This window comes from Acinetobacter sp. ABJ_C5_2, from assembly GCF_044538485.1.
Lineage (GTDB): Bacteria > Pseudomonadota > Gammaproteobacteria > Pseudomonadales > Moraxellaceae > Acinetobacter > Acinetobacter nosocomialis_A.
On record NZ_JBIUCS010000022.1, the window covers coordinates 1 to 12,263 of the forward strand.

At 39.4% G+C, this 12,263-nt stretch carries 15 protein-coding genes and 1 other RNA gene; 11 read left to right on the forward strand and 5 right to left on the reverse strand.

Annotated elements, in window-relative coordinates; genetic code table 11:
• Positions 1 to 2,015 (forward strand): YadA-like family protein (locus tag ACH8JV_RS14895; protein ID WP_396522131.1); only part of this gene is annotated, 2,015 nt, incomplete at its 5' end.
• A 56-nt stretch (positions 2,016 to 2,071) separates the two neighbouring features.
• The gene (locus tag ACH8JV_RS14900; protein ID WP_396522133.1) at positions 2,072 to 2,854 is read left to right on the forward strand and encodes an OmpA family protein; all 783 of its coding nucleotides are present in this window, start codon (positions 2,072 to 2,074) and stop codon (positions 2,852 to 2,854) included.
• 109 nt (positions 2,855 to 2,963) lie between these two features.
• On the opposite strand, the gene ACH8JV_RS14905 is transcribed toward ACH8JV_RS14900, so the two are convergent.
• Positions 2,964 to 3,548, reverse strand: coding sequence for a 5-formyltetrahydrofolate cyclo-ligase (locus ACH8JV_RS14905; RefSeq protein ID WP_396522135.1), 585 nt, complete (start codon positions 3,546 to 3,548; stop codon positions 2,964 to 2,966).
• A 238-nt stretch (positions 3,549 to 3,786) separates the two neighbouring features.
• Here ACH8JV_RS14905 and ACH8JV_RS14910 point away from each other — a divergent pair, with 238 nt between their 5' ends.
• From ACH8JV_RS14910 to ACH8JV_RS14920, 3 genes are all read left to right on the forward strand, one after another.
• Positions 3,787 to 4,128: a hypothetical protein gene (locus tag ACH8JV_RS14910; RefSeq protein WP_311072035.1), complete on the forward strand. Its 342-nt coding sequence runs from the start codon at positions 3,787 to 3,789 to the stop codon at positions 4,126 to 4,128.
• 107 nt (positions 4,129 to 4,235) lie between these two features.
• The gene (locus tag ACH8JV_RS14915) at positions 4,236 to 4,349 is read left to right on the forward strand and encodes a hypothetical protein (protein ID WP_253861125.1); all 114 of its coding nucleotides are present in this window, start codon (positions 4,236 to 4,238) and stop codon (positions 4,347 to 4,349) included.
• Between the two features lie 76 nt (positions 4,350 to 4,425).
• Positions 4,426 to 4,746: a hypothetical protein gene (locus ACH8JV_RS14920; RefSeq protein WP_396522137.1), complete on the forward strand. Its 321-nt coding sequence runs from the start codon at positions 4,426 to 4,428 to the stop codon at positions 4,744 to 4,746.
• Positions 4,747 to 4,867: 121 nt separating this feature from the next.
• Here ACH8JV_RS14920 and ssrS read toward each other — a convergent pair.
• The 3 genes from ssrS to ACH8JV_RS14935 all read right to left on the reverse strand — a co-directional run bounded on the left by ssrS (position 4,868) and on the right by ACH8JV_RS14935 (position 6,086).
• Positions 4,868 to 5,052: non-coding RNA, 6S RNA (gene ssrS / locus ACH8JV_RS14925), on the reverse strand.
• Positions 5,053 to 5,244: 192 nt separating this feature from the next.
• The gene (locus ACH8JV_RS14930) at positions 5,245 to 5,529 is read right to left on the reverse strand and encodes a cell division protein ZapA (RefSeq protein WP_396522139.1); all 285 of its coding nucleotides are present in this window, start codon (positions 5,527 to 5,529) and stop codon (positions 5,245 to 5,247) included.
• Complete coding sequence (locus ACH8JV_RS14935) at positions 5,526 to 6,086, reverse strand: hypothetical protein (RefSeq protein ID WP_253860784.1); 561 nt, start codon at positions 6,084 to 6,086, stop codon at positions 5,526 to 5,528. The genes ACH8JV_RS14930 and ACH8JV_RS14935 overlap by 4 nt, the downstream gene beginning before the upstream one ends.
• Before the next feature lie 64 nt (positions 6,087 to 6,150).
• On the opposite strand from ACH8JV_RS14935, the gene ACH8JV_RS14940 reads away from it, so the two are divergent.
• From ACH8JV_RS14940 to ACH8JV_RS14960, 5 genes are all read left to right on the forward strand, one after another.
• A complete protein-coding gene (locus ACH8JV_RS14940; protein WP_031996835.1) occupies positions 6,151 to 6,783 on the forward strand; it encodes a UPF0149 family protein in 633 nt (210 codons plus the stop codon).
• Positions 6,784 to 6,850: 67 nt separating this feature from the next.
• Positions 6,851 to 8,173, forward strand: a complete 1,323-nt coding sequence (pepP, locus tag ACH8JV_RS14945) for a Xaa-Pro aminopeptidase (protein ID WP_396522141.1) — start codon at positions 6,851 to 6,853, stop codon at positions 8,171 to 8,173.
• 30 nt (positions 8,174 to 8,203) lie between these two features.
• Complete coding sequence (gene ubiH / locus ACH8JV_RS14950) at positions 8,204 to 9,412, forward strand: 2-octaprenyl-6-methoxyphenyl hydroxylase (protein WP_311088040.1); 1,209 nt, start codon at positions 8,204 to 8,206, stop codon at positions 9,410 to 9,412.
• On the forward strand, positions 9,409 to 10,641 hold the full coding sequence (locus ACH8JV_RS14955; RefSeq protein WP_396522144.1) for an FAD-dependent monooxygenase: 1,233 nt from the start codon (positions 9,409 to 9,411) through the stop codon (positions 10,639 to 10,641). The genes ubiH and ACH8JV_RS14955 overlap by 4 nt, the downstream gene beginning before the upstream one ends.
• A gap of 209 nt (positions 10,642 to 10,850) precedes the next feature.
• Positions 10,851 to 11,102: a hypothetical protein gene (locus ACH8JV_RS14960; RefSeq protein WP_033852997.1), complete on the forward strand. Its 252-nt coding sequence runs from the start codon at positions 10,851 to 10,853 to the stop codon at positions 11,100 to 11,102.
• 52 nt (positions 11,103 to 11,154) lie between these two features.
• On the opposite strand, the gene ACH8JV_RS14965 is transcribed toward ACH8JV_RS14960, so the two are convergent.
• Positions 11,155 to 11,556 carry a MerR family transcriptional regulator gene (locus ACH8JV_RS14965; RefSeq protein ID WP_396522146.1) on the reverse strand — a complete coding sequence of 134 codons (402 nt, stop codon included), beginning with the start codon at positions 11,554 to 11,556 and terminating at the stop codon, positions 11,155 to 11,157.
• A gap of 65 nt (positions 11,557 to 11,621) precedes the next feature.
• Between ACH8JV_RS14965 and ACH8JV_RS14970 the strand changes: the two genes are divergently transcribed.
• A complete protein-coding gene (locus ACH8JV_RS14970) occupies positions 11,622 to 12,263 on the forward strand; it encodes a cation transporter (RefSeq protein ID WP_396522148.1) in 642 nt (213 codons plus the stop codon).

A 12,263-nucleotide genomic window follows, 5' to 3' on the forward strand; every position in this document is an offset into this window, starting at 1 on the left:
TTACCAATGTAGCAGCAGGCACTAATGCAACTGATGCTGTTAATGTAAGTCAACTTGGTGCAGTAACTACAGCCGCGAATACCAAGACAGATGCTTTAGGTACAAGTACGGCAAGCAATCTGGGTGGTGGAGCAGTCTATAATCCGGTTACGGGCGCAGTCAGTTCACCGATCTATAGCGTGAATGGCAACAACGTGAACAACGTTGGTGACGCGATCACTGCACTGGATAAAGGCTGGACACTACAAAGCAATGGTGCCAATGCGGGTGCAGTGAAAGCTGGCGATACAGTTGACATTGGTACGGTTGCAGGCGAAAGCAACCTGAAAGTAACCAAGACTGGTAACAAGATCCAGTATGGCTTAAATCGTGATCTTAATGTTGACAGTGTAACAGCAGGCGACAGCAAGCTAGACACCAATGGTTTAACTATTACAGGTGGCCCAAGCGTAACCAAGTCTGGTATTAATGCAGGCAATCAGAAGATTACCAATGTTGCAGCAGGCACCATTTCATCTACATCAACAGATGCAGTGAATGGTAGTCAGTTACATACCCTCGATAGTCGCGTGACTAAGAATGGTGATTCTACAGCCAATATTTTTGGTGGTGGTGCTAAAGCTAATCCAGATGGTTCGATTACTAATCCTACTTACAATGTGGCAGGTACGAGTGCAAACAATGTTGGCGATGCTTTAACGGCATTGGATAAAGCAGTCACCGATGCAGGTACAGCAGCGAATGCAGGCTGGACTGTTTCAGCCAATGGTGATGCAGCGACTGCTAAAAAGATTAAACCAAATGGCAAAGTCAACTTTACAGGTGATGATAACTTAACTGTTGCTCAAAGCAGCGAAACTGATAATGAAGGTAATATCAAGGTCGCGCTGAACAAAAACTTGAAGGTTGATAGTGTCACGGCTGGTAATACAGTTATTGATACGACTGGTGTAAAAGTTGGTGATAACGTTCAGTTAGGAGCAACAGGCCTAATCATTGCGGGTGGCCCAAGTATCACTACTTCTGGAATCAGCGCAGGCAATAAGGTCATTAGCAATGTAGCTGCTGGTGTTAACACGACAGATGCAGTGAACAAAGGCCAACTTGATAGTGCAATCACGAACATTAATAACAATGTTGGTGCTTTGGCTAATAGTGCAGTTCAGTATGACAAAAATGCAGATGGTACTGTAAATAAAGATTCAGTGACATTCGCTGGTGGGGCAAATGGTACTGCACTTAAGAATGTAGCGAATGGTACTGTAGCAGCAGGTTCTAAAGATGCAGTGAATGGAGGTCAGTTGTGGAATGTTCAACAACAGGTCGACAAAAATACGGGTGATATCTCGAACCTTAAAAATGACATTAACAATGGTAAAACTGGTCTAGTGCAGCAAGCAGATAAAGACGCTGCGATTACTGTAGGTAAAGACACTGGTGGTACTCAAGTGAATGTTGCTGGAACAGCAGGTGACCGTACAGTGACTGGCGTGAAAGCGGGTGCTGTTACAGCGACTTCAAAAGATGCAGTAAATGGCTCTCAGCTTAATACGACCAATCAGGCGCTTGCTAACTATTTAGGCGGTGGGGCTGGTTATAACAATATTACCCAAAGCTTCTCAAACCCGACCTATAACGTGGGTGATAAGTCCTACAACAATGTTGGTGATGCGATAGGTGCATTGAATCAAGCTGATCAAACATTAAATACCAAAATTGATAATGTGAGCGATAAGCTGGAGCAAGCATTCTATTCAACGAATAAGCGCATTGATGACGTTGAGAAAAAAGCCAATGCAGGTATTGCTGCTGCGATGGCTTTAGAAAATGCACCATTTGTCGCAGGTAAATATACCTATGCTGTGGGCGCTGCCTATCATGGTGGTGAAAATGCTGTCGGTGTGACCTTACGTAAAACTGCTGATAATGGACGTTGGTCGCTTACAGGTGGTGTAGCGGCAGCTTCTCAAGGCGATCCAAGTGTTCGTATCGGTATTAGTGGTGTAATTGACTAATTTGACTAGGCGAGGAAGGCAAGGCCTTCCTCATTCTCCATTTCGAGAGTAAAAGTATGAAAAATACAGTTAAGGCGTTATTTATTGCTGTTCTTTCTGGCCTGGCAATGGTTGGTTATGCACAAGAAGAAGCAATATCTCAAAAAGATGTCACTTTTCCTAAAGTTTCAGATAGTTATTTGAAACAAGTAAAACGTTATGAATACCAAGATGTCGCTCGTTTAGATCAAGGCCTAAATAAAGACCAAATTCGAGCTTTACTAGGAAATCCTCAGTTTAGTGAAGGGGTGTTTGCGGTAAAAATCTGGAACTATGTATTAGATGTCCGTATTCCTAACACGAATCAGTATCAACGTTGCCAGTTGCGTATTGATTTTGATAAGCATTATCTAGCAGAACGTTTATCTTGGAAAGGTGAAGCATGTGAAGGTTTGGTTGCTTTGGGTGAAAAGAATCAGGCGCCAGCTCATAGTAATGTAATTACAGAACGTACAGCGAGTGTCTTATTTGCCTTTGATCGATTCGATGTTAATGCTATTGAAGAAAGCACTGACAGTGTTGCGAAAATTGCCGAGCAGATCAAGAAAAGCGAAACAACGACTCCTGTTATTGTTTCAGGTTTTACGGATCCGTTAGGTAAATTTAGCTATAACCAGAAATTATCATCACAACGTGCCAATACAGTTGCTGAGTTATTGGTGCAGCATGGTATTGAAGCAAGCCGAATCCAAATACACGCAAATAGTCAGACAGATTTATATAAGCAGTGTAGCGGTAACAATAGTTCACAACTTATTCAATGTTTAGCACCAAATAGACGTGTTAATATAAGTTGGTAAAACGGTCTGTCACGGCAAAGTAATCATCCCTAGGGTGGTTACTTTTTCGTTTTAAGGGACTAAAAAAGTAAAAAGATATATTTAAGGTTCTATAAATTTTCTATAAAAATCATCTTTTAAAATAATAAAAGTGCTGCGGCGTGAGTAAACCATCTAAGGGCTGATCCCAGCTTTGGCGTTCTAATGTATGTTCAATAAATTGAAACTGATGTGCCAATCCTAATCGGTAAGGTTTATGCTGAGCACTGGCCAAAGTACGGTCATAATAACCACCACCCATGCCAATACGTGTCCCATATTGATCACAAGCTAAAAGAGGCATAAGCAGTAAATCAAGCTGTGATACATGTTTTCCTCGCGTTGCCATAGGCTCTTTCATACCTAAGGGATGATGAGAAAAACGACGACTTAAATACTGGTTCTTATTGATCTTTACCCATACTAAATGTTGATTCATTGAGCAGATCATTGGTAAATAGACTTTTTTGTTCTTTTTAAAACAAAGCTTGATCAAAAGATCGGTATGAATTTCACCGAAAGCATGTAGATATAAGCCAATTTTTTTTGAAAAGTGGAAAATAGGAAGAGTATTCAGAAAATGTAATACGCTAAGCTCAGCCTGTTTTTGCTCAAACGAAGTTAAAGAACGTCTTTTAGATCTTAAATTTTTTCTAATAAAACTTAGTTCATTCATGGATAAATCTAACAAAGATTTGAGATCAGTCGTGCAAAATTATACCTATTTTTCTATAGTTTCACCGAAATTTAACTACTATAAAAAACAATCTAGTTTAATCGATAAATTAAAAATTGCTTTTCTCTAGAAAAAGACATCCCTATAAGATTTTTTAGCTTTTTTACGTATTTACAGTATTTATTTACATTTAATCAGGATAAGTATATTTAAAGATGAATATGAAAATGTGAAGTCTATGAAGCTAAAAATTTTAACAGTGATCGTATGCACGGCTTTGCTGAGTGCATGCACAAAACAGGCAGAATCTGAAGCTCCTCAAGTTGACTATAATGCTCAATTTGAAGAGTCTGACCGAAAAATTGGTGAGTTTTTAGATCAATTAGATAATCCCAAAACACCTCAAGAAGTTAAGGTTAAAATTTTATGCCATGACTATCCTGATGTATATAAAAAACAATATATGCCGGCATTAATAAAAGTTTCACCAAAGCCGTATACTGAAGAAAAATTACTGTCAGATTTGAAAAGTGCAACGGATTACTATAAAGGAACTTTAGGAATAAAATGTGATAATTAAAAATATGCTGTTTATCACATGAAAAATAATAATTGTGAATTGATTAGCATTATTTAGTTGTGCTAAATTTATTCCTGCTAATTATTTAAATTTTGATTGGATTTGAAATGCAAATCTTAAAATTTTTGCAGAGTTTTAATACGGTTGGCACCTACTTAACGCTTGCTTCTATCTTGTTAGTGGTCATGATGGTTTACTTTTATGTCATCAATCCCACCTGAACATTTTGAAAGAAAAATTTTTTTCATTTATTCGTTTTATTAAATGGACATTTAATAATAAATATAGGCTAGGGATATGAAATTTAAAATATTATTGCTAAGTTTGATTGCCTCGGGTTGCTACGCTACTGAAAACACAAATGATCCCGATATTTGTAATGTCGTAAAAAAAGTTGCTTATAACGTGATGGAAGCACGACAACAAAAAGTGCCTTCACAAGATTTACAACAAATTGCTGATGGGCTTGCAGATGAAAAGGCAAAGCAGCTTTATCAAGACTTAATTAACTCAGCTTATGCTGCCAAAGTATTTAAAACAAGTTTCTTTAAGCGTAAAGCCATCGAAGATTTTCAGACAGGGTGGTATCAAGAATGCTTAAATAGAAACGAAAAATAATATGCGTTTAATTTTTTAAGTTTAGCTAATTAATTATAAGAAATAAAAGGAATAGACTGACAGTTCTGTCTAGAGTGCTTAATTTAAATAAAAATTATATTTCTAATCATTTAATAAAAATCAATGCTCCGAAGATGCCGCTGCATGTGTCGTTACCCTGAACCCGACGAGTTCAAGGTGGACGCGACGTATACTTGCTGGGTTTCCTACTCGAAGGTAGGCATACACTCTAAATATACAGAACGCAATCCATAAGTTTAAGTATCGGCAGGGGAATAGACCCGCTGGCGAACATCCCAGAGATAGCTTAAGTATAACCTATCTTATTCAGTTGGCAATCGTCTGAGTTTATTGAACTGTAAAGTTAGTCTTCATTTGATGAAGCTTTGTACACTAAAAGTACATATAACAATCATGAGGTACATAAGAGAACCTCAATATAAAAATGCCTTGCACTATCAATGAATAGAGCAAGGCATTTTTATTATCGGAATTTGATTAAATAGTTTGTTCAACATCTTCCAAAATAGCCTGTAGTAGGCGTTCACAGTGCGTATATTCTTGCAAAGATTTATTCAAGCTTAACACTTCTTGAGTAAGCTGTAAGGCAACCATAATGACAAGTTTATTATGCTCAACGCGAGGGGCGCTACGGCGCATATCGTTGAATTTCTCATTAAGAAGTTCAGCTGCACGTTCAAGCTCATCTTTTTTATCTGATGTCGTTGCAAGCCTAAATGTTTGCTCAATCAGACGAAGCTCTACCATGACTTGTTCACTCATGATTGTGTCTCCTCACCAGCTTCAGCATTTGGGTGAGCAAGTTGCTGAATTTCTTGCGCATTTTGATCTTGAGCTGTACCTAAAATTGCTAAACGTTGAATAATTGCTTCAACTTTTGCTTTGGCAAGTTCATTTTTTTGTAACAAACGGTCACGGTCTTGCTGCAAATCATGTAACTCTTGTTGAGTTTGACGTTGGTGTGACTGAAGTTTTTCTTTAGTGACGCGTAACTCATTACGCTCAGCCAAAATTTCTTGAAAACGATTTTTTAAATCGGTCGTACTTTTTTCTAGGCGGCTGTAACGCTCTGCAAGTGTGTTAGCATCTTGATTCAATTGTTGAAATTGACCTTGTAACTGAGTGAGTTGCTCAGTTAATGTCTCAATTTCCTCTTGTTTTTTAGTGATGATGCTATTTTTTTGCACAACTTGTGCGTGATGCTCTGTTTCAGCTAGTTGTTTAGCTTCCGAGAGAGCAGAATTTTCACTCTCTAGATGATGTAAGCGTGTTTTTAAAACGCCAATATGCGCTTGTAGCCGCTGTAATTGTTCTAACATAACGAGGTCGCACAGAATTGCAATCAAAGGTAATATATACGAAGTATAGAGATTGGATAAACGAATGCAAGACGATATTTCAGGCTGGACAGAATGGAACGCTCATTTTGAAGGAATTGAAGAAATTTCAAGCCCTAGTGAGTTACATGGTTTACTAACAGGTATTGTTTGTGTGACAGAAGCACCAACGCGTGAAGAATGGACACAAATTTTAACAACACTTAATGTTCCTGATTTAAATGAAGAAGCTTTAGCGCTTTTAACTGATGAAACCGAAGATGTAGCGCATGCATTGTCGGAAGATGAATTGGACTATTTACCAATGCTTCCAGATGATGAGCATACGCTTCAAGACCGTGTACAAGCATTATCAGACTGGTGTGCTGGCGTTGTACTTGGTTTTGGTTTGGCATCCGGTCATGTACGTGCTGATGAGCGCGAATTAATTGAACATCTACAAGATGTGGCAGCAGTAGAGTTTGAAGATTCTGATAATGACGAAGAAGGCGAAAGCAGTTACGAAGAATTGTATGAATTTGTACGTCTTATTCCAGTGAGCTTATCTATTGGTAGAAAGAAAGTAACAGTTGCTGAAAGTTCATTATTGAAAAACTTTTATGCAAAAAGTAAAACTTCTGCTGTAGGCACTGCAGATCAAAATATTGTAGAAATGTTTACACCACATCGCCCAAGTTAATTGAGGCGATGTGTTATTGGCTGTGTTTAATTTTTTGACTTTAAAATTCTAAATCAAGTAGATCATTATGAAATTGCCTCAAGCTGATTTTCAACATCGCAGAAATCGTCTAGCAGAAAAAATGGGTCCAAACAGCATTGCGATTATTGCAACGCGTGAGGAAATGTACCGTAATCGTGATGCGGATTATAAATTCCGTGCCGATAGTAGTTTTTTCTATTTGACTGGTTTTGCAGAGCCTGAGGCAGTTGCTGTCATAGAAACTTTTGATGATGTTACAGACTATAGCTATAGTCTATTTTGTCGTGAACGTAATCGTGAGATGGAAATCTGGAATGGTTACCGTGCTGGAATTGATGGCGCAATTGAAGAATATGAGGCAGATGAAGCCTATGCGATTGATCTGCTTGATGAAGAAATTATTGAAAAATTATTAAATAAAGAACGTCTTTATTATCGAATCGGACACAATGCTGCATTTGACGCCAGAGTAAGCCAATGGATTAAAAAAGCAAATGCAGAGCACCGTCATGAAGCTGCTCCAGCTCAGTTAGTTCAACTTGATCGCATTGTTGATGAAATGCGTTTAATCAAGTCACCGCAAGAAATTGAGCTAATGCAAATTGCTTCAACAATTAGTGCTAAGGCACATACTCGTGCAATGCAAACTGTTCGCCCCGGCATGATGGAATATGCACTTGAAGCCGAGCTTAATTATGTATTTGGGCAAAACGGCTGTGTGCCTTCTTACAACAGTATTGTTGGTGGCGGTGCTAATGCTTGTATTTTGCACTATGTTGAAAATAACCAGTCTCTTAAAGACGGTGATTTGGTTTTAATTGATGCTGCATGTGAATATGAGTTTTATGCATCGGACATTACCCGTACTTTTCCGGTAAACGGAAAATTTAGTCCAGAACAAAAAGCATTATATGAAGTGGTATTGGCATCTCAATATGCGGCGATTGATGCAGTACGTATTGGTAATGCCTACCGTGAACCTCATGAGGTTGCGGTCAAAATTTTAACTGAAGGCTTAGTTGATTTAGGTTTGCTCAAAGGTAATGTGAGTGAGCTTATTGAAAATGAAGCATATCGTCAGTTTTATATGCATGGTACAGGCCACTGGTTAGGTATGGATGTACATGATGTCGGTTCTTATAAAAAAGATGACGAGTGGCGACAATATGAAGAGGGCATGGTCGTTACTGTCGAACCAGGTTTATATATTGCGCCAGATGATGAAACAGTAGATGAAAAATGGCGTGGTATTGGTATTCGTATTGAAGATGATGTGGTCGCAACGTCAAAAGGCCCACGAGTTTTAACTGCCGATGTAGTTAAAGATATTGCAGACATTGAACATTTAATGGCGCAAGCTAAAGCATAATTAAACGTATTCGCCAAAGGAGCAAACTCGATGCAACAACAAGTGATTATTGTAGGTGGGGGTATGGTGGGTTTGAGCCTTTCCCTCATGCTGGCGAAGGCTAATATCGCAGTCAAGCTATTAGAAGCTGTGAAATACCCAAACTATGATGATCAGAATGTTGCCCCTTACCATTCCAGTTTCGATGCACGTAATACGGCTTTATCGCGTCGTAGCGTACAGATTTATCAAAAGCTAGGGCTATGGGATGCATTACAACAACATGCCACTCCAATTTTGCAAGTTCACATTACTGAGCAAGGCAGTTTTGGTAAAGCACGTTTAGTTGCAGAACAAGAGAAAGTCGAAAGCTTTGGACAAGTCATTGAGAATGCGTGGCTCGGTCGTGTTTTATTAACTCAAGTACGCCAACAACCTTTGATTGAGCTAATTGATGGTGTACAAGTCACTGCTTTAACTCAAGACGCTGAACAGGTACATATCGAAGCTCAGCGTGGTGATGAAGTCTTAAAGCTTGAGTCAAAATTATTAATTGCAGCAGATGGGCGTGATTCTTTCTGTCGTCAAGCAATTGGTGTGGGTGTTGATGTCCACGACTATGATCAAGTTGCGATCGTTACGACTGTTCAAACTTCAAAGCCACATGAGCATGTAGGGTTTGAGCGTTTTAGTGCTTTAGGGCCTTTGGCGTTGTTGCCTTTACCGGGTGAATACCGTCGCTCAGTGGTATGGCCTGTTAAAAAGGGCACTGAAGATGAGTGGTTAGGCGAAGAAAACGACCAACACTTTTTAGATGCTTTGCAAAAAACCTATGGTGACAGAGCGGGTAAATTTGAAAAAACAGGTAAACGCTTTAGCTATCCGCTTTCACAAGTGCTTGCGCATAAACAAGCGGTTGGACGCGTTATTTTAATGGGTAATGCAGCACACACCATTCATCCTGTTGCAGGGCAAGGTTTTAATTTATGCCTACGTGATGCAGATGTGTTGCTACGTTATTTGGTAAACCAGTTAAGCACATCTGATGACATTGGTAACCCAGATAATTTACTTGCCTATGAACAAGCCCGTTTATCTGATCAACAACGAGTAATTAAGTTCTGCGATACTGTCGTTCGTGGTTTTAGTAACCAAAATCCATTATTAAAATTAATTCGTAATACGGGATTAATTGCATTTGATGTAATTCCGGGTGTTAAGCCACTGGTAGCGAACTATGCAATGGGGCTAAAAGCATGAGCGAAGTGTTAGATGTCGTTATTGTGGGTGGTGGACTAGTTGGTGGCTTAACTGCTTTATTACTTGCACAAGGTGGTGTACAGCCTACGGTGCTTGATGCTGCCCCTGTACTTGATGTTGAAAAAACATTAAGTGTGATGAACCCACGTGTTTTAGCACTTAGCCAAGCGACCATTCATTTACTTAAAACAGTGAATGTTTGGGATGATTTAGCACGTCAAATGCCTTATACCGGCATGCAAGTGTGGAACCTAAATGGCTATGGTGAAATTAATTTTGGCCATGAGTCTGTACAAAGACCAATGCCAGAACAAGCCTTGGGTTCTATGGTTGAGCCGAGCGTATTGAATGTTGCCATTCAACAAAAAATGCTTGAGCAGTTAACCGATTATCGTACTCAAGTTCGTGTTACCCGTATTGAGCAAGGTGTTGGGTCTTGGCATATACAACTGGCTGATGGATCTACACTTAAAACTAAACTGCTTATTGGTGCTGATGGTGCAAATTCATTTGTACGTGAACAAGCTTTTATTGACCTAGATGTACTAGATTACAAGCAAGCAGCGATTAGCTGTGCAATTAAAACGTCTAAGCCCCATCACTATGTTGCTCGTCAAATCTTCTTACCTACAGGGCCTTTAGCATATTTGCCAATGGCGAGTCTTGAAGAAAGTGAAAACGGCTACTGGCAGTCCATTGTCTGGACACTACCAGATGATTATGCCGATGAATATTCAGCTTTAAGTGATGCTGAGTTTATGCAACTTCTAACTCGTGAAAGCCAACATATGTTGGGTGAAGTGCTCGATGTTCGTTCAAGAGCCCAATTTCCATTGAAAGCGCGCGCTGCAAAACAATACGTTAAAGCTGGCCTAGCCCTAATTGGCGATGCAGCTCATGTTATCCATCCGCTTGCTGGGCAAGGGGTGAATATTGGTTGTTTAGATGCTGCGGTACTTTGTGATGCACTACTGCATGATTTAGGTCGTGGCGTATGGGCGCATGAACAAACCTTAATGCGTTATGAGCACCGCCGTAAAGGACAAAACGATGCGATGATGCATAGTATGTCGGCAATTGGTTGGTTAGAAAGTTCTGAGCTATTCCCATTTATTTGGGTCAGAAATGCAGGGCTTAAGCAGGTTGAACAAATTTCGTTCTTAAAAGAGCGTTTTATGCAACAAGCAAACGGTTTAGGGGCTTTACAAAACACCCTGTATAGTCGTTAAAATAATTACGAAGTTTATGCTCTACTGGTCTAAATAAATATCAGTAGATATTTTTTAAACAATCATTTATATATCATTACCAAATCGGTCAGAAAAGATACGGATTTGACCAATTTGGCTCTTTGCTAAATGCAAAGAGATTGCTAAATTTCTGAGGTCTCAAAGACCATAGCGATGATGCAATACAAATCATTGTGGGGAGTGTAAATATGACAGATATCAATGATTATGAAGATGCAGAAGATTCTGCTGTAGATGAAGATGAAGCCAAAGCGGCTGAGAGTGGCGCGGCTGATGAAGAAGCAGGCAACTTAACTGATGCTGATCTTGCTGAAGCAGAAACGCTTACCGTAACTGCGAAACAAAAACAGCGCCAAGCATTGGAAGATGAAATTGCCGCATTTTTAGCTCGCGGCGGGAGAATTACTGAAGTTCCGCCAGATGAACATAGCGACCTTTAATAATAAAAAAGCATCACATGAGTGATGCTTTTTTATTGGCTTTTAGGTTGAGTTAAAGGTTGTTTTGCAGTTCTTTTAAAATGCCGCATTCGTCTACTGTACGGTCGGTCGAGCAGTGTTGTTTTAAATCGATGAGTGTTTCTTTTAAAAGCAAAAGTCGTTCAATTTTTTCCGATACTTCAATCAAATATTTATTCACCAAATTATCAACTTCCGTACAAGCCTGTTTCGGCTGAGCTTTCATTTCTTTTAGCGTTTTAATGTCGTTGAGAGAAATATCTAATTCGCGGCAATGCTTAATGAATAATAGGTCCGCGAGTGTTTGATCTGTGTAAACACGATAATTATTTTCTGAGCGCTGAATGCGGTCCAGCACACCTACTTTTTCGTAATAACGAATAGTATCAATTGGGACATCCGCTTTTTTTGATAATTGGCCAATAGAAAGACTCATAAGACTTGACTCTGGAGCTACTCAAGGGTTTTTAATCACTATAAAAGAGTTTTTGAGGAAATAAAATGGCTGGATGTGGATGTGCTTCAACATGTTCTCCTACAAAGAAAGTAAGCCCGCGCTTTAGAAAAGCGTTATGGATTGCTCTTGTAATTAATGCACTCATGTTTGTCGTTGAAATTGTAGGCGGTTATAAAGCCCAATCTGTTTCACTATGGGCAGATGCACTAGATTTTGCCGGAGATGCAGCAAATTATGCTTTGTCTTTAGTTGTACTCTCGATGAGCCTTTACTGGCGTGCAACCGCAGCTCTTGTTAAGGGTGTTACGATGGCTGCTTTTGGTTTTTTCGTCATTGCAAAAGTAGTATGGTCATTCTTTCATGGTGTTTCACCTGAACCAATGGTCATGGGGGCAATTGGGGTAATGGCTTTAATTGCTAACGTTTCTGTTGCTTTAATGCTTTATGCATTTAGAGATGGGGATGCCAATATGCGTTCTGTGTGGCTGTGTAGTCGAAATGACTCTATTGCCAACATTGCTGTTATTTTTGCTGCTGTAGGCGTGTTTGGAACAGGCACTGTATTTCCGGATTTATTGGTGGCCTTTGTGATTGCATATTTAGGTGTATCTTCGGGCTATGCTGTGATTAAGCAATCATTACAGGAAAGAAAACAATCAAAGGTGATGTTGGGTTCAGAAGCTTAA